The 17,676-nt window shown below is 63.7% G+C and carries 13 protein-coding genes and 2 riboswitches; of the genes, 10 read left to right on the top strand and 3 right to left on the bottom strand.

Annotated features, from left to right (window positions below):
- Positions 1–16 precede the first annotated feature (16 nt).
- The 9 genes from AC0L3X_RS05400 to AC0L3X_RS05360 all read left to right on the top strand — a co-directional run bounded on the left by AC0L3X_RS05400 (position 17) and on the right by AC0L3X_RS05360 (position 12,466).
- Complete coding sequence (locus tag AC0L3X_RS05400) at positions 17–238, top strand: hypothetical protein (protein ID WP_063986347.1); 222 nt, start codon at positions 17–19, stop codon at positions 236–238.
- 75 nt (positions 239–313) lie between these two features.
- A riboswitch (cobalamin riboswitch) is annotated at positions 314–527 on the top strand.
- Between the two features lie 114 nt (positions 528–641).
- The gene (locus tag AC0L3X_RS05395; protein WP_473316293.1) at positions 642–2,759 is read left to right on the top strand and encodes a TonB-dependent receptor plug domain-containing protein; all 2,118 of its coding nucleotides are present in this window, start codon (positions 642–644) and stop codon (positions 2,757–2,759) included.
- Between the two features lie 47 nt (positions 2,760–2,806).
- The gene (locus AC0L3X_RS05390; RefSeq protein ID WP_354123723.1) at positions 2,807–3,817 is read left to right on the top strand and encodes a DUF6925 family protein; all 1,011 of its coding nucleotides are present in this window, start codon (positions 2,807–2,809) and stop codon (positions 3,815–3,817) included.
- A gap of 61 nt (positions 3,818–3,878) precedes the next feature.
- Complete coding sequence (locus tag AC0L3X_RS05385; RefSeq protein WP_063983095.1) at positions 3,879–4,457, top strand: hypothetical protein; 579 nt, start codon at positions 3,879–3,881, stop codon at positions 4,455–4,457.
- Between the two features lie 112 nt (positions 4,458–4,569).
- Positions 4,570–4,787: riboswitch (cobalamin riboswitch) on the top strand.
- A 122-nt stretch (positions 4,788–4,909) separates the two neighbouring features.
- Positions 4,910–7,813: a ribonucleoside-diphosphate reductase subunit alpha gene (locus AC0L3X_RS05380; RefSeq protein ID WP_354123724.1), complete on the top strand. Its 2,904-nt coding sequence runs from the start codon at positions 4,910–4,912 to the stop codon at positions 7,811–7,813.
- A 10-nt stretch (positions 7,814–7,823) separates the two neighbouring features.
- A complete protein-coding gene (locus AC0L3X_RS05375) occupies positions 7,824–8,978 on the top strand; it encodes a ribonucleotide-diphosphate reductase subunit beta (protein ID WP_063986348.1) in 1,155 nt (384 codons plus the stop codon).
- Positions 8,979–9,053: 75 nt separating this feature from the next.
- Positions 9,054–9,512: a GNAT family N-acetyltransferase gene (locus tag AC0L3X_RS05370; protein WP_071913592.1), complete on the top strand. Its 459-nt coding sequence runs from the start codon at positions 9,054–9,056 to the stop codon at positions 9,510–9,512.
- Positions 9,513–9,924: 412 nt separating this feature from the next.
- A complete protein-coding gene (gene ilvD, locus AC0L3X_RS05365) occupies positions 9,925–11,649 on the top strand; it encodes a dihydroxy-acid dehydratase (RefSeq protein WP_247305303.1) in 1,725 nt (574 codons plus the stop codon).
- Positions 11,636–12,466 (top strand): tetratricopeptide repeat protein, encoded by an 831-nt coding sequence (locus tag AC0L3X_RS05360; RefSeq protein WP_071913596.1) that lies wholly within the window; start codon positions 11,636–11,638, stop codon positions 12,464–12,466. Before ilvD ends, AC0L3X_RS05360 begins: the two co-directional genes overlap by 14 nt.
- Positions 12,467–12,548: 82 nt before the next feature.
- Here the strand turns inward: AC0L3X_RS05360 and xth are convergent, their stop codons facing one another.
- Entirely contained in the window at positions 12,549–13,346 is a 798-nt protein-coding gene (gene xth / locus AC0L3X_RS05355) for an exodeoxyribonuclease III (RefSeq protein ID WP_354131576.1), read from the bottom strand.
- A gap of 133 nt (positions 13,347–13,479) precedes the next feature.
- Between xth and AC0L3X_RS05350 the strand changes: the two genes are divergently transcribed.
- On the top strand, positions 13,480–15,810 hold the full coding sequence (locus tag AC0L3X_RS05350; protein WP_063983105.1) for a hybrid sensor histidine kinase/response regulator: 2,331 nt from the start codon (positions 13,480–13,482) through the stop codon (positions 15,808–15,810).
- Positions 15,811–15,887: 77 nt separating this feature from the next.
- Here the strand turns inward: AC0L3X_RS05350 and AC0L3X_RS05345 are convergent, their stop codons facing one another.
- The gene (locus tag AC0L3X_RS05345; protein ID WP_473316292.1) at positions 15,888–16,586 is read right to left on the bottom strand and encodes a hypothetical protein; all 699 of its coding nucleotides are present in this window, start codon (positions 16,584–16,586) and stop codon (positions 15,888–15,890) included.
- A 445-nt stretch (positions 16,587–17,031) separates the two neighbouring features.
- Positions 17,032–17,361 (bottom strand): iron-sulfur cluster insertion protein ErpA, encoded by a 330-nt coding sequence (erpA, locus tag AC0L3X_RS05340; RefSeq protein ID WP_014495044.1) that lies wholly within the window; start codon positions 17,359–17,361, stop codon positions 17,032–17,034.
- Between the last annotated feature and the right edge of the window lie 315 nt (positions 17,362–17,676).

Below are 17,676 nucleotides of genomic sequence, written 5' to 3'. Positions count from 1 at the left end.
CATCGAGGCCCTGCGAATGATCAGCGAGCATTTCGACACCCGCACCCGGATCAACATGAAGCTGGCGCTGGATCGGGTCTGCCGCAATCGCCCGGTCGGCGAGGACCATTGCTTTCGCAGGTCCGTTGCCGAGAACATCATCCGCTGCGCGCTCACAGGCCGCACCGGCATCGGCCAGCTCGTCGATGCCGGCGAGCGGGCGATGATCAGGACGCGTTCGGAGCGGGAGCCGGCCTGATTGCGCCGGCTCAATCTCCGGTGCGGCGCTCTGACCGTGATGCAACCGGCCGATTGACTCTTCGCTTGCCCGCCCCGTAGATTGGCTGGTGACGGTTCTCCTCACGGAGATCAAAAGGGAACGTGGTGCGAGGTTTTCCCGATACCGGGATATTCTCAACGCCACGGCTGCCCCCGCAACTGTAAGCGGCGAATCTTTCGTCATATGCCACTGGGAATCTCGGTCCTGGGAAGGCGACGTAAGGTAACGACCCGCGAGCCAGGAGACCTGCCGTCAGCCGTGGTCACACGCGAAGATGTCGGTCGGGGAGTACAGACATTAGCTTCACCGGAGCAATCGAACGCTCCGCCGTGAAACCTCGTTCGCTGTGACGTGCCACTGACGTCATACCGAGGTTACAAGAGTGTCCCGTATTGTCTTTGCCGCCAGGCGCTTCCGCGCCGGCGTTGTCGCGTTCGTTTCCCTGTATTCGCTCGATCTGTCCATTGCCCAGGCCCAGCAGTCGGCATCGCCCGATCTGCTGCCGCCGGTCGAGGTCGCGCCGACCGAGCGTGCGGCCAAGCCGCGAGCCGCGCGGCCTGCGCCCGACCAGCCCGAGCAGCGGCGCGTCGCTCGGCTGCCGAAGCCCGAGCTGGTGCCGGCGTCGCCCCCGGTTGCCGGGGTATCCGCGGCCAACCTGTTTCCGACGGTCGTCGTCAGTCCGACGGGCGTTGTCACTCCGACCAATCTGGTTGCGAGCTCGGTGACGGTTCTGACCGCCAGAGACATGGAGCGCGATCAGCGCCGGACCGCACCCGATGCGCTGAGCGCGGTTCCTGGCCTGAACCTCGTGCAGACCGGCGGTCCGGGTGGACAGACGTCGATCTTCATGCGCGGAACGAATTCCAACCACACCAAGGTCCTGATCGACGGCATCGATGTCAGCGATCCCAGCAACCCGAACCGTTCGTTTGATTTCGGCCAGTTGCTCACCTCCGACATTCAGCAGATCGAAGTCCTGCGCGGTCCGCAGGGCGGTCTCTACGGCGCAGACGCGCTGGGTGGCGTGATCTCCATCGTGACGAAGAAGGGCGACGGTCCCGCCCGCGCCACCGGCTCGGTCGAGGGAGGCTCGTTCGGAACGTTCAATCAAACTGCAGGTCTGAGCGGTTCACAGGACCACTTCAACTATGCCTTCAACGTCGCGCATTTCCACGCGAACGACGTGCCGGTGACGCCGGTCGAATTGCTGCCGCCGGGGCAGAAGGCGATCGGCAACTATTACGACAACATGACCTATTCGACGAAGCTTGGCGTCGAATTGAGCGAAAACCTGACGCTCAATAGCGTGGCGCGGTACACCGACGCCACCCTGCGCTTTACCGGAGACACCTTCGATCCCGTCACATCCGCGAGCTTTCCCGCGGCCGCGCAAAGCACGCAGACGGTGCACCAGCTCTTCACGCGCGGGGAGGCGGTCTGGTCCGCTCTCGACGACCGGATGAAAAGCTATTTCGGCGTCAACTACACCAATCACTGGAACTACAACATCTCGCCCGGCGACGCGATGGCCACGATCACGACCGGCGACCGCGTCAAGTATGATTGGCACACCACGACCCAGCTCGCGCCCAACAACAATGTCATCATTGGCGCGGAGCATGAGACCGAAACACTGCAAACGGCGACGGTTTCGGCGCAAAACGTCAACAAGGCCGGATATATGGAGCTGCAGTCCCAGTTCCGGGATCGCATCTTCTTCACGGCCAATGTCCGGCAGGACGACAACGAGCGGTTTGGAGAGCATCCGACCTTTCGTCTGGCGTCTGCCGTGATCGTGCCGGTCACGGATACGAAGTTCAAGGGAAGCTACGGCACGGGGTTCAAGGCGCCGACGCTCAACCAGCTTTACGTCAGCTTTCCCGCGTTCTTCTTCTTTGCAAATCCCAACCTCAGGCCCGAGGAAAGCGTCGGATACGACGCCGGCTTCGAGCAACCCTTGTTTGGCGATCGTGTCCGCTTCGGGTCGACCTACTTCCGTAACAACATTACCGACCTGATCCAGAGCACGTTCGATCCCGTGACGTTCACGAGCACCAGCACCAATATCGGCAAGGCGATCACGGAGGGCACGGAGAGCTTCGTCGCGGCTGCGATCACCGACCGGCTTCGCGTTCGTGCCGACTACACTTTTACCCGCGCAGTGGATGCAACGGCGGGACTGGAGCTGCTGAGGCGTCCGAAGGAGAAGTGGAGCGCAAATGTCATCTGGAATCCGATCGACCCGCTCACATTGTCCGCAACCGTGTTGCACGTCGGGAGTTTCGTCGATGGCAACCGCGACTTCAGCATTCCGCGTCTGCTGGCTCCGGCCTACACCGTCGTCAATGTGGCGGCCGAATATCTGGTCACCGACCAGGTGAAGGTGTTTGGCCGGGTCGATAATCTCGCCAATGTGCACTATCAAAATCCGACCGGCTTTCTGCAGCCGGGACTGGGCGTCTATGGCGGCATTCGGCTGGCGAATTACGACGTCAGATAGCGAGAGAGAGAGAGAGAGAGAGAGAGAGAGAGAGAGAGAGAAGCCTCATGACGACGGCCGATCCGCTCATGGACCTGATCGCAAGCCAGCTTGCCGACGCTGAGGCCGGCTGGAGCGTCGGCACGTTCGGTGCCATTGCCGAGTTCACACGCGAGCCCGGTGAGGCCCTCGATATGGAGCAGTCTCGCAACGGGATCAGCGCCGTGACGCAGAAGGGTGGGATACGCGTTGTCTCCCACCCGGATCTGCGCCTGATCGCATCGGAATCGCCGACCACGGAGAGCTGGAGCCACCGCATCGCGCTGTGTCTTCCGCATGAAGCCAGCGCCATGAGTGGTCGTACCGTGCTGACCGAGCTCGGTCCGGATGTCGAGGCGCTCCTGACGAGGGATCGCAGCGGCATCCTGTTCGACCTTGGTCTCGGAACGTTGCAGATCGACGCCTGCATCCGCGTCAGCGATGCCGATGCCGTCGCCGCGCTCAGGAGCCGCACGGGCCAATCCGTGTTCGCGCCCGAAAGCGACGCCATGCGGATCATTCTGGCCGCCAATCCGCACCGCGTCTTCATCAGCCGCATCGGGCGCGCCGAGGTATTCCAGCCGATCCCGCCGCCGGGTGGGCGAAGCCCTGACGGCCCGCACACCCACGTCCTGCCAAAGCTGCTCGCGCATCGCCGCACCCATGCCGCCACCGAGCCGCTGCCTGAGGGGTGGATCCCCTGCGCGCATCTCTATCCGGCCCATCCGCTCCGCGATCAGCTCGGCCGCAAGCGCGCTTTTCGGCCGGATCATCACGCAGCCTTCCAGGCGCTGCTCGAGCTCTATGGGCTGCCGGAGCTAACGGTGTGCAAGAGGGCCGTGGTCGACGCGGTCGCGAAGGGGCGGGGACCTGAGATGGCGACGCTTCCGCCCGATCGCACAGCGCGCGCCACCGTTCGCGTGGCCTTGCGCCAATTGGCGGCCAAGGAGCCGCACACGGCGGCACTCGCCGCCTGGCTTGCCGCCTACGACCGGCGCGATCCAGCCGAGACTGAAGATCCCATGGAGGCTCTTCACTGAGTCAGACGTGATGCCGCGTTTCAGCAAAAATGTGCTACAAATCCCGCAAGGAGATCGTTCCATGACTGTCACCATCCTGCCGCCCCACGCCGACCGTTTCCGCCTTCATCCGGTCGCGTCGCGCCTCGCGCCGATGTTCTGCTTTGCACTGCTGACGGTGTCATGCGCGCTCGCGAGCTTCGCGCTTGCCTGCGCGACGCCGTTTGCGGCGTTCGCCGTCGTCGCCGCCGCGATGCTGCCGATGCGTCCGGCGCTGCTCGTCGTCACCGGCGCCTGGCTCGTGAACCAGACCATCGGCTTTGGCGTGCTGCACTATCCCATCGATGGCAGCACCATCGCCTGGGGCTTTGTCATCGGTGCTGCCGCGTTGCTGTCGACGGCAGCGGCATCGACCGTTCTCCGCCTGCTGCCGCAGGGCCGCACGCCGCTGATGCTGGCCATCGCGCTCGTCGCCGCCTACGCCGCCTATGAGCTCGCGCTGCTTGCCGCGACGCCGTTCCTTGGCGGAGAGGGCGCGTTCACTGCGGCCATCGTGACGCGCATCGGGCTGACCAGCGCCGTCTGGCTCGCCGGCCTCGTCGCCGCCTGCGAGATCGTCCGCCTGGTCGATCCGTTCGGGCGCGCGATGCGGAACGCGTAATGCTGGATGTGCGTCATCCCAAGGGTTGCGCGAGCCAGGCGGGAACTCCCGCATTCCACAGGGAACACCGCTTCCGGCCGCAACGAATCGTTGACACCCGGCTGCATATGTCACCACATGTGGGCGTCACGGTTCCGCTGGATCGCAAGATTTAGTGGCTAAGAGGGAAGCCGGTGAACCGCGCGAGAGCGCGGAATTCCGGCGCTGCCCCCGCAACTGTCAGCAGCGAGCTGCTTCCGAACAATCGTCACTGGTGCGTTTCGCGCCGGGAAGACGGGAAGTGGGCGACGACCTGCGAGCCAGGAGACCTGCCGCGACGATCTGAACGTCCACGGGCGGGGTGTCCGGCGGTCGCTTGCACGCACCGCCCGGCAACTCTGCCGCCGGCGTTTCTGCAGCGTCCTTCCTTACAGCCCCGTTCAAACACAACGCGCGCATCACGGGGCCCTTTGATGTCACTCAACCTGCACGACGCGGACACCGCTTCCGCACCCATCGTTCATTTGCGTCCACAATCGCTTGCGCCTGCTTCGAGCGAGCCGGCCATGCAGATCATCCGTCGCAACGGCAAGGTCTCGCCGTTCGATTCCGCGAAGATCGCGGTCGCCATGACCAAGGCGTTTCTTGCGGTCGAAGGCACCAGTGCGGTCGCCTCGCGCCGCGTCCATGAGAGCGTGGAGCAGCTGACGGCCGAAGTCGTCGCTGCGTTGATGCGGCGGGCAGGCGAGGGACGCACCTTCCATATCGAGGATGTGCAGGACCAGGTCGAGCTCGCCTTGATGCGGAGCGAGCACCACAAGGTCGCACGCGCCTATGTGCTGTACCGCGAGGAGCGGTCGCGCCAGCGCGCCGAGGAGGCGGCCGCGGAAGCGACGCCCGCTGTCGCGCCGGCACTTCATGTCACGCTCGCCGACGGTTCGCGCGTTGGTCTCGACACCAAGCGGCTTGCGCTGATTATCGGCGAAGCCTGCGCCGGTCTCGACGGCGTCTCCGCGGCACCCGTGCTCACCGAGACCACCCGCAATCTCTACGACGGCATCAGCCAGGACGAACTGGCGCTGGCCTCGATCATGGCCGCACGCACGCTGGTCGAGCAGGAGCCGAATTATGCTTATGTCAGTGCGCGCCTGCTGCTGGACAAGCTCCGCGGCGAGGTGCTGTCCTATGTCCATGCCGGGCCGACCTTCGCCTCGCAGGCCGATATGGCTGTGCGCTATGCCGAATATTACCCGGCCTACGTGAAGACCGGCATCGCTGCCGAACTGCTCGATCCTGAACTGGCCCGCTTCGACCTCGGCCGGATCGCGGCTGCACTCAAGCCCGAGCGCGACCTGAACTTCCAGTTCCTCGGCCTCCAGACGCTGTACGACCGCTACTTCCTGCACGTCCGCGGCAAGCGGATCGAACTGCCGCAAGCTTTCTTCATGCGCGTCGCGATGGGTCTTGCGGTGCGCGAGATCGACCGAGAGGCCAAGGCGATCGAGTTCTACGATCTGCTGTCATCGTTCGACTTCATGGCCTCGACGCCGACGCTGTTCAATTCGGGTACGCTGCGTCCGCAATTGTCGTCCTGTTTTCTCACAACAGTCTCGGACGACCTCGACGGCATCTTCAAGTCGATCAAGGACAACGCACTGCTGGCAAAATATTCCGGCGGTCTCGGCAACGACTGGACGCCGGTTCGCGGCCTCGGCGCCCACATCAAGGGCACCAACGGCGAGAGCCAGGGCATTATTCCATTCCTGAAGGTCGCCAACGATACCGCGATTGCCGTCAACCAGGGCGGCAAGCGCAAGGGCGCCGTCTGCGCCTATCTGGAAACCTGGCACGTCGACATCGAGGAGTTCCTTGACCTGCGCAAGAACACCGGCGACGACCGCCGCCGCACCCACGACATGAACACCGCCAATTGGGTGCCGGACCTGTTCATGCAGCGCGTCGATATCGACGGCGAATGGACGCTGTTTTCGCCGGACGAGACGCCCGATTTGCACGGTCTCTACGGCGAGGCGTTCAAGACGGCTTACGAGGCCTATGAGACCAAGGCGAAAGCCGGCGGCATGCGCGTCTTCAAGACCGTGCGCGCGAGCGACCTCTGGCGTCGCATGTTGACGATGCTGTTCGAGACCGGTCATCCCTGGATCACCTTCAAGGACCCCTGCAATCTGCGTTCGCCGCAACGCCACGCGGGCGTGATCCATTCCTCGAACCTCTGCACCGAGATCACGCTGAACACCTCGGGCGACGAGGTCGCGGTCTGCAATCTCGGCTCCGTCAACATGCTCAACCATGTCGGGCCTGATGGTGTCGACCAGGCCAAGCTGAAGCGGACGGTGACGACAGCAGTACGGATGCTCGACAACGTCATCGACATCAATTTCTACACGATCCCCGAAGCGCGTCGCTCCAACATGCGTCATCGACCCGTCGGTCTCGGCCTGATGGGATTTCAGGAAGCGCTTCAGATCCAGCGCATTCCGACCGCGTCCGACGCGGCCGTGACGTTCGCCGACACCAGCATGGAGGCAATCTCGTTCCACGCGATCGAAGCGTCGTCCGATCTTGCCGCGGAGCGCGGACGCTATCCGAGCTTCGAGGGCTCGCTGTGGTCGAAGGGCGTCTTGCCGCTCGACTCCATCCAGCTTCTCGCCGACGCGCGCGGTGGTCTCGACGTTGATCGCTCCGCAACACTCGACTGGGATCGCCTCCGCAAGAAGGTCACGTCCAGCGGCATGCGCAACTCGAACGTCATGGCGATCGCGCCAACGGCGACGATCTCCAACATCTGCGGCGTCTCGCAGTCGATCGAGCCGAACTATCAGAACCTGTTCGTGAAATCGAACATGTCCGGCGACTTCACGGTCGTGAACGAGTTCCTGGTGCGCGACCTCAAGGCGAGGGGGCTTTGGGACGAGGTGATGGTCTCCGACCTCAAATATTTCGACGGCAGCGTCGGCCAGATCGACCGCGTTCCTGACGATCTGAAGGCGCTCTACGCCACCGCCTTCGAGATCGACAGCGCCTGGCTGATCGAGGCGGCCGCGCGCCGGCAGAAATGGATCGACCAGTCGCAGTCGCTCAACATCTACATCGCCAATCCCTCCGGCAAGAAGCTCGATGCGCTCTACCGGCTGGCCTGGCGGCGCGGCTTGAAGACGACCTACTATTTGCGCTCGCGCAGCGCCACGCATGTCGAGAAATCGACGTTGAAGGGCACCGATGGAAAGCTCAATGCGGTGTCCGCGTCTGTGGCGGTGTCGCACGCGCCGATCATGATACCGACCTCTGCGGTGCCGGACCTCGACGGCATCAAGGCCTGCCGGATCGACGATCCCGAATGCGAAGCGTGCCAGTGAGGAGATGACGATGCTCGACTGGTCCGATACCGAAACCACAGCGGCCGCTCCTGCCGTCTCAAGTCTCGCCACCGCACTGCGTCCGCAGACCCAGCTCAAGCTCGAGCCGGCCGACCCGACCGGCTTAGGCGCGATCGATCGCGCCGGCGGCCGCGTCTCGGTCGACGAGAAGCGGATGATCAACTGCCGCGCCGACGTCAACCAGCTGCTTCCGCTGAAGTACAAATGGGCCTGGGAGAAGTATCTCTCAGGCTGCAACAATCACTGGATGCCGACCGAAGTCTCGATGCAGGCCGACATCGCGCTATGGAAGTCGCGGGACGGGCTGACCGAGGACGAGCGGCGCGCGATCAAGCGCAATCTCGGCTTCTTCGCAGCCTCTGAATCGCTCGTCGCCAACAACATCGTGCTGGCGATCTACCGACACCTCACCAATCCGGAGTGCCGGCAGTACCTCCTTCGGCAGGCCTTCGAGGAGGCGGTGCACACCCACACCTTCCAGTATATCGTGGAAAGCCTCGGCCTCGACGAAGGCGAGCTGTTCAACATGTACCGCGAGGTGCCGTCGATCACGGACAAGGCGGCCTGGGCGCTCAAGCACACGCAGCACCTGGACGATCCGTCGTTCCAGACGGGGACGCCGGATAGCGACCGCGCCTTCCTGCGCGATCTCGTCGCCTTCTATGTCGTGTTCGAGGGGATGTGGTTCTACACCGGCTTCGCGCAGATCCTGTCGCTCGGCCGCCGCAACAAGATGGTCGGCATCGCCGAGCAGTATCAATACATCCTGCGCGACGAGAGCATCCATCTCAACTTCGGCATCGACGTGATCAACCAGATCAAGATCGAGAACCCGCATCTGTGGACGGCGGCGTTCCAGGACGAGATTCGCGGCATGATCCGCGACGCAGCCGAGCTGGAGGCCGCCTACGGACGCGATACGATGCCGCGCGGCTTCCTTGGGCTGAATGCCGCGCTCTGCGAGCAGTACATGCACTTCATCGCCAACCGCCGCTGTGCGCAGATCGGGCTCGCTCCGGTGTTCGCCGAGGTCGAGAACCCATTCCCGTGGATGTCCGAGGCAATGGACCTGAAGAAGGAGAAGAACTTCTTCGAGACCCGCGTCATCGAATACCAGAATGGTGGTGCGCTGACTTGGGAATAGCACCGATCATGGCTATGCCGCGGGCGTGTCACCTGTGCTTAAACGGTGGCACGCGTGCGACAGCAGGGGGATGAGGTGGAGATCCGACGAGACGATCCGACGGCGCCCTATGTCGCCGACTTGTTGGCACATCATCTCGAGGAGCTGCGCAGCGTCATGGCCGAGCGCGCCTTCGCTCTCGATGCCACCGGCCTTTCGGCTGCCACCGTGACCTTCTGGACGGCTTGGCAGGACGATGTCCTGCTCGGGTTCGGTGCGCTGAAGGAGCTGGATCATACGCATGGCGAGGTGAAGTCGATGCGTGCCGCTCCCGCTGCACGGGGCACCGGGGTAGGGCGCGCACTGCTGAGTCATATCATCGCCGAAGCCCGCAGGCGGGGTTACGTGCACCTCAGCCTGGAGACCGGCACGGCAGCCCTGCACGCGCCCGCCATCTCGCTCTACCGCAGCGCCGGTTTTGTCTCCTGCGCGCCGTTCGCCGACTATGAGGCAAGCCCGCACAACCAGTTCATGCGGCTCGACCTGACGGATTGAGCTGGGCGCTTGGCGCTCATCAGTCCCGCCTCAGGATGACGGTGTTGGTACTGCGGGCCGCCGCGACTCAGGTGAGGCACGCTCCGTTCCCGAGACCCGCGTTTTGGTGTTCCGTAGCAGAGTTGAAATCTAAAGTTGTGGATTGTCATATTCACGAGGGTATCGCGGTAAGCCAACCCGTGTCTTCCCGGTAACGATTGTGCTGTCTCTGCAACACTCATCTTGGATTAAACCCTTATCTCCGTCCGTTCGCATCAGCGCCGCTTTTTAGCCACACCCGAACATGAATAAAATCGCTCTAAAGTTTGAAGGGCATCGGCGGTCTTCGAAGGACGGAAAATCCCAAGGTCGATTCAAATCTTGGCTCTGATTTTTCGGGTCTGAAAGGGTTGGCCGGGGAAACTGGTTTGCGATGGACGCAAAGACCGACATCAAGCAGAGGCTGCCGAGCCGTCACGTGACGGAAGGCCCGACGCGCGCGCCGCACCGGTCCTACTTCTACGCCATGGGTCTGACCACCGAGCAGATCCACCAGCCCTTCGTCGGCGTCGCCTCCTGCTGGAACGAGGCCGCCCCCTGTAACATCTCCCTGATGCGCCAGGCGCAGGCGGTGAAGAAGGGCGTCGCGTCGGCCGGCGGCACCCCCCGTGAATTCTGCACCATCACCGTCACCGACGGCATCGCCATGGGCCATGACGGCATGCGCTCGTCGCTGCCGTCGCGCGAGTGCATCGCCGATTCCGTCGAGCTGACCGTGCGCGGCCACGCCTATGATGCGCTCGTGGGCCTTGCCGGTTGCGACAAGTCGCTGCCGGGCATGATGATGGCGATGGTCCGTCTCAACGTGCCCTCGATCTTCATCTACGGCGGCTCGATCCTGCCCGGCAATTTCCGCGGCCAGCAGGTCACCGTCCAGGACATGTTCGAGGCGGTCGGCAAGCACTCGGTCGGCGCCATGTCGGACGAGGACCTCGACGAGATCGAGCGCGTGGCGTGCCCCTCGGCGGGCGCCTGCGGCGCACAGTTCACCGCCAACACCATGGCGACTGTCTCCGAGGCGATTGGCCTGGCGCTGCCGTACTCGGCCGGCGCCCCGGCACCGTATGAAATCCGCGACGCTTTCTGCATGACCGCGGGCGAGAAGGTCATGGACCTGATCGCCTCCAACCTCCGGCCGCGCGACATCGTGACACGGAAGGCGCTTGAGAACGCCGCCGCTGTGGTCGCGGCGTCCGGTGGCTCGACCAATGCTGCACTGCACCTGCCGGCAATCGCGCATGAGTGCGGCATTAAGTTCGACCTGTTCGACGTCGCCGAAATCTTCAAAAAGACACCATATGTCGCGGATTTGAAGCCGGGTGGCCGTTATGTCGCCAAAGACATGTTTGAAGTAGGTGGCATACCGCTTCTGATGAAGACGCTGCTCGACAACGGATTTCTCCACGGTGACTGCATTACGGTCACCGGTCGAACGATCGCCGAAAACCTCAAAAGCGTTAAGTGGAATCCGCACCAGGATGTGGTGCACCCGGCAGACAAGCCGATCACCGTCACCGGTGGTGTGGTCGGTCTGAAGGGCAATTTGGCGCCAGAAGGTGCGATCGTGAAAGTCGCGGGAATGTCTAACCTAAGGTTCACCGGTCCGGCGCGATGCTTCGACCGGGAAGAGGACGCCTTTGAGGCCGTCCAGAACCGCACCTACCGCGAAGGCGAGGTCATCGTGATCCGCTACGAGGGCCCCAAGGGCGGTCCCGGCATGCGGGAAATGCTTCAGACCACCGCAGCGCTGACCGGCCAGGGCATGGGCGGCAAGATCGCGCTCATCACCGACGGCCGCTTCTCCGGCGCCACCCGCGGCTTCTGCATCGGCCATGTCGGGCCGGAAGCCGCCATCGGCGGCCCGATCGGGCTGCTCGAGGATGGCGACATCATCGAGATCGACGCCGTCGTAGGTACCCTTAACGTAAAATTGAGCGACCAAGAGCTCGCCCAGCGCAAGACCAAATGGAGCGCTCGCGCGACTAACCACACGTCGGGTGCGCTCTGGAAGTATGCTCAGCAGGTTGGACCAGCGGTCGGTGGGGCAGTAACCCATCCGGGCGGCGCGCACGAGAAACAGTGCTATGCGGACATCTAGGCGTGCCATAGTTGCGTTTGTGTTGGGGGTCGGTGCGCTGGCCGCGCCGGCGCTCGCCTTTGACGGCTCGGCCAGCAAGGATGCGGCCCTCCCGGTCGTGACCACCTTGCCGGGCGCCGCGGGTGCCGTGCGCAGCAAGGTGGCGGCACCGGCGACCACGCCCCAGGAAACCTCGCTCAGCGCCCTGCAATATGCCGCCGAAGGCGGTCATCCCGGCGCTCAGTTCAAGCTTGGCCGCATGTATGCCGATGGCGACGGCGTCGCCCAGGACGATGTGCGCGCCTTCGAATATTTCAGCCGCATCGCCAATGCGCATGCCGAGGACAGCCCGTCGGCGCCGCAGGCGCAGGTCGTGGCCAACGCCTTCGTCGCGCTCGGCCGCTACTATCTGAGCGGTATCCCGAACTCGAAGATCAAGTCGGATCCGGACCGGGCGCGGGAGATGTTCTCCTATGCGGCCTCCTATTTCGGCAATGCGGATGCGCAGTACGATCTCGCCCGGCTGTATCTGAAGACTCCGGACGCTTCACGCGAGGATTTCCGCTATGGCGCGCGCTGGCTTGGCCTTGCCGCTCAGAAGGGCCAGCACGAGGCGCAGGCGCTGCTCGGCCAGATGCTGTTCAATGGCGACCGCCTGCCGCGGCAGGCCGCGCGCGGCCTGATGTGGCTGACGCTGGCGCGTGACAGCGCCGGTATCGAGGAAACCTGGATCAAGGAAAGCTACAATCGCGCTTTCGCCAAGGCCTCGGACGACGACCGCGCCATGTGCCTGCAAATGCTGGAACAGTGGGTGCAGGGCGTTCAGGGCCGCCGGTAGTAGGTACCCCCGCCGGGTAGGTTAGCCCGCGGCTGCGCAAAGCGCAGTCCGCCGGCGCCATCCAGCACCTCCAGGCATCGGCTCAAGCCGCCTCCAGATCCAGATCCGCCCATACCGGCACGTGGTCCGACGGCTTCTCCCAAGCCCGCACATAGCTGTCGATGCCGACATTGGCGAGCCGGTCGCTGGCCTGCGGCGACAGCAGCAGATGGTCGATCCTCAAGCCATGGTTCTTCTGCCAGGCGCCGGCCTGGTAGTCCCAGAAGGTGTAGAGCCCGGGCTCGTCGGTGACCGCGCGCAGCGCGTCGGTGAGGCCGAGGCCCAGCAGGGACTGAAAGCTCTCCCGCGTCTCGGCCTTGAACAGGGCGTCCTCGGTCCAGGCGGCGGGATTATGGACGTCGCGGGCATGCGGGATAACGTTGAAGTCGCCTGCGAGGATCAGCGGCTCCTCGGCCTTGAGGCGCTCCCTCGAATACTCAAGAAGCCGCGACATCCATTTGAGCTTGTAAGGATATTTCTCGGTCCCGACCGGATTGCCATTGGGCAGATAGAGGCAGGCGATGCGCAGCACGCCGTGCTTGAGCGTGACCACGCCCTCGAGGAAACGGGCATGGGTATCCTCGTCGTCGCCGGCGAGGCCCGACTTGGTCTCGTCGAAGCGGAGCTTCGAGAGCAAAGCGACGCCGTTGAAGGTCTTCTGACCGTGGGTGACCACGTTGTAGCCGAGCGCCTCGATCTCTAGCCGGGGGAAGGCTTCGTCGACGCATTTGATCTCCTGCAGGCAGACGATGTCGGGCTGGCACTCCTTCAGCCAGGTCAACAGCAGGTCGATCCGCTGCCGGACCGAGTTCACGTTCCAGGTAGCAACTCTGATGGGCATTGGTGGGGCTCCGGGCAGGGGCCATGGTTAGAACAAACTGCAAACGCGCCCGTCAAGGACGCCGCAAAATCTCCCACAAAATTAACCCGGCTTAAGCCGGGCTCGGGCCACTGATACCGAAAAGGTTTTTCGAATGGGATGGCCGGACAAATCCATGAAGCAAGCTGAGCCGCGCGACGGCCTGATCGGCGCGTTCCTGTACTGGCTCGGCGGCTTCGAGATCGAGGACGGCCTGACCGCCGATCTCAGCGAGCGCGAGCTGCGCCGCATCCGCGCCAAGCAGATCGACGCGGTGATGCGCGCGATCCCGGTGACCATGGCCGTCACCATGCTCAACGTCGCCATCGTGCTGATCCTGTTCTGGGGCAGGGGCTGGAACGATTTCCTCGCAATCTGGGGCATGACCCTCGCCGTCACCGCCTCGCTTGCCGTGCGCGCGTGGCGGCGGTCGCATCAAAGCCCGCCGCAGGAAGCGTCACCGCGCGCCGCGCGGCAAATGCTGCGGCAGGCGTTCTTCCTCGCGGCGATCTGGGGCACGCTGCCGCTCGCGCTGTTCAGCCGGGTCGAGCCGACCAGTCAGCTCATCCTGGCCTGCCTGATGGTCGGCATGATGTCCGGCGGCGCCGTCACGCTGTCGACCTTCCCGCGCGCGGGCCTCGTCTATCTCGCGACCGTGACGATGGCCTGTGCCGGCGCGCTGTTCCTGTGCGGCACCGGGCCGTATCTGCTGACCGCGGTGTTCCTGCTGCTGTTCGCGTTCTTCATGGCGCGCAACATCGTCTCACAGGGCAATCTGTTCCTCGGCAATCTCAAGGCCCGGCTCGAGCTCGAACGTCAGACCGAGATCATCTCGCTGCTGCTGAAGGACTTTCAGGAGAACGCCAGCGACTGGTTGTGGCAGACCGACGCCGAAGGGCATCTCGTCGACGTGCCCCAACGCTTCGCCGAAGTGGCGCAGCTTCCGCTTCCGCTGCTGAAGGGCTCGCATTTCGTCGACGTGCTCGACATGCTCTGTCCCGACGACAAGAGCGCAGCCTACAACGTCGTCGGCCTGATGGAGCAGAGCGAGCCGCTGCACGAGATGAACCTCAAGGTCGTCGCCGGCGGCGAGGCGCGGCTGTGGTCGCTGACCGCGAAGCCGGCCTACGACCGCGACGGCCAGTTCCTCGGCTATCGCGGCTTCGGCCGCGACGTCACCGAGCGCTGGCGCGCGGAAAAGGCGGAGGCCGAGAGCCGCGCGAAGTCCGACTTCCTCGCGGTGATGAGCCACGAGATCCGCACGCCCATGAACGGCGTGCTCGGGCTTGCCAGCATGCTGCTGGAAACCAAGCTCGATCCGGAGCAGCACGAGGCCGTCACCTCGATCCGCGAGTCCGGCGACAATCTGCAGCGCATCCTCAACGATATCCTCGATCTGTCAAAGCTCGAGGCCGGTCGCTTCGCGTTCGAGGCGATCGACTTCGCCCCGCAGGCGCTGGTCGAGACGGTTGCGACCGTCGTGCGCGCAGGCGCCAAGAGCAAGGGGCTCGCCGTCAAGGTCGAGCTCGATCCGAACCTGCCGCCGACGCTGCGCGGTGATGTCGCGCGGATCCGGCAGGTGCTGCTCAACCTCGCCTCCAACGCGGTAAAGTTCACCGACGAAGGCGAGGTGACGATCAAGGCCACCTGCCAGGCGCGCCGCGATCTGCTTGCGACCGTCGAATGGACCGTGACCGACAGCGGCATCGGCATTGCGCCCGAGAAGCTCGGGGAGCTGTTCTCCGACTTCGCGCAGGCCGACGCCTCGATCAGCCGCCGCTTTGGCGGCACCGGACTAGGGCTTGCGATCTCCCGGCGCATCATCGAGCAGATGGGCGGCACCATCGGCGTCACCTCGACGCCGGGCGAGGGCTCGACCTTCCGCTTCACGCTGGTGCTGCCCTGGAGCCAGGCGCAGGCCTTCGACCAGGCCGCGGGCAGCGATGAAGCCGACGAGCTCAAGGCGCGGATCGCGGGGCTCGACCGGCCGCTGAGGGTGCTGGTGGCCGAGGACGATGCCGTCAACCGCATGGTCGTGACCAAGATGTTGGGGGCGTTCGACGTCGAGCTGCGCGTCGTCACCGACGGCGTCCAGGCGGTCGAGGCTGCATCGGAGAGCGATTACGATGTCGTGCTGATGGACGTGCGCATGCCGGACATGGACGGCCTTGCCGCGACGCGGGCGATCCGCGCTCAAGGCGGGCGTTTCGAAGCCTTGCCGATCGTCGCGCTGACCGCCAACGCCTTCCCCGAGGACGTCAAGATCTGCCGCGAGGCCGGCATGTCGGATTTTTTGGCAAAGCCGCTGCGTAAGCCCGCACTCGCGGCCGCCTTGTTGCGCGCGCTCGACGGCCACATGATGTCGGAGGGCGCGCCGCTTCAGCCGGAGCTGACGCCGCTCGACGTCGAGTGGACGGACGAGGAAAGGCAGATGACCGGCGTCTAGCCGGTCAGATCGAGAAGCTGGTCCCGCAGCCGCAGGACGGCTACGGGCGCGTGCGCCGGCAATGTAACGCGGCGCCGTTACAGTTTTCCATAGACGCGCCCGGCGACCGCCCTCAGGCGCTCGACCGAGCCGGACTCGGGATGCGGCTTGACCGGCGCGAACAGGATCGAAGCCTGCCTGCCGTTCTTCCAGACATAGATGTTAACGGCGTTGCCGTTGCCCTTGGTGCAGGAATGCTCGCCGAACGCTTCACTGCCGAGCTCGGGTATCGTCAAATGTTTGCAGGGGCCCGCGCGCTTCATCATGCCGATGACCGTGTCGCGCGACATCGCGATCACCGCGACGGTCATGGTATTGGCCTCGCGATCGAACATCATGCAGCTGCCGGCGCCGGTCCGCTGGACCGTCAGCGTGCTCTTGTCGAGAAAGCCGTCGGCATCGGCGGCCGTGAGCCACTCGCAATTGCCAAACCGCTCGCTGCTCTTGCTCACGTTGGCGATGGCAACGCGCGCGGCATCTGTGAGCGGTCCGAGCAGCGCGTCGTCGGCACGCCGGCCGATCGGATAGACGCTGATCTGCAGAATGTAATCGCCGGACAAGGCGACGACCGAGGCTTCCTGGCGTTCCGCGCCGGCGGCGCTCGTTCCGCCCTGGCCTTCGTCGCCGGTCCCCGCGACCGCGTTCAGCGGCATGCGCTCACCAAGCGTCTTGACGAAGGTCGCGTACAATTCCCTGGCGCGGTCGTTGTCGGGATTGCGGAACACGGTCAACATCATCGTGTCGCCGCGCCCGCCCTGTTAGATGCAGCCGCGGCCGTCCTGATTTGAAATCAGTGACCATTTGAGCGCCGGCATCGCGCGGGCGAGCTCCTGGGCGCTGATGAACGGGCAGGTTTCGGCCGCGCGCGCGGGAAGCACCGGGACGGCTGCGATTGCAAGGAATAGAGCGAGGCAACAGAACAGACGATCGAAAATGCGCATTGGATAATTTAATACCGCTATTGGCGCCGCTGACGAGATTTAAGCTTTCTAGAATGATTGGACAGGGGCCGCTTCGGCGTCAGACTGTATCGGACCCGCCGAGCCCCCTTGGGGACCTCGCGATGATCGCAACTTACCCCTGATTTGCCCGACGCGTCAAACAGTTTTCGTAAAGTCCGAAATTCATCGCGCCGGCTCCCGGCTACTTTGCATGGGGTTGTTTTTCAGATTTTAAGTCGGGCTAGATCGAGAAGCTGGTCCCGCAGCCGCAGGACGCCGTCGCATTGGGATTGTTGACGCGGAACGAGGCGCCGATCAGATCGTCGACAAAATCGACCTGCGAGCCCGCCAGGAACGGCTGGGAGGCGGAATCGACCAGCACGACCGCATTCTCCTGCTCGATCACAAGATCGTCGTCGGTGCGGTCGCGGTCGATGTCGAACTTGTACTGGAAGCCCGAGCAGCCGCCGCCCTCGACGGAGATGCGCAGCATCGCGCCAGAACCTTCGCCCTTGAGGATCTCCCCAATCCGGCGTGCGGCGCGGTCACTGATGGTCACGTCAGTCGTCATAGTTCATCTCCGATAGTCCCGCGGTCATACCAAGTTCACTTGCCCAATTCATTTGGTATCCCGCGTCCGGCATAGTTAAGTGCAAGCATACGCAGAATCAAATGGCCTGCTCAAAAATCAACCGGATCATAGGCTTCCCACTGGTTTTTCCCAATCCTCGATGAAATTTCCCAATCTTTTGATTATCAGAATAATTCTGAAAAACAAAATCGATCAAGAAAACACAGAGTGAACAACTATGGAACAAGATTGGGAAAAAACCTATGGGAAGCCATTGAGAACAAAGAATAAAGCCCTGACAAATGGATAGGGACT

This window comes from Bradyrhizobium sp. MI1.7 (assembly GCF_055811795.1).
Note: the sequence above shows the minus strand (reverse complement) of the source record. Positions and strands in the feature narration are given on the sequence as shown.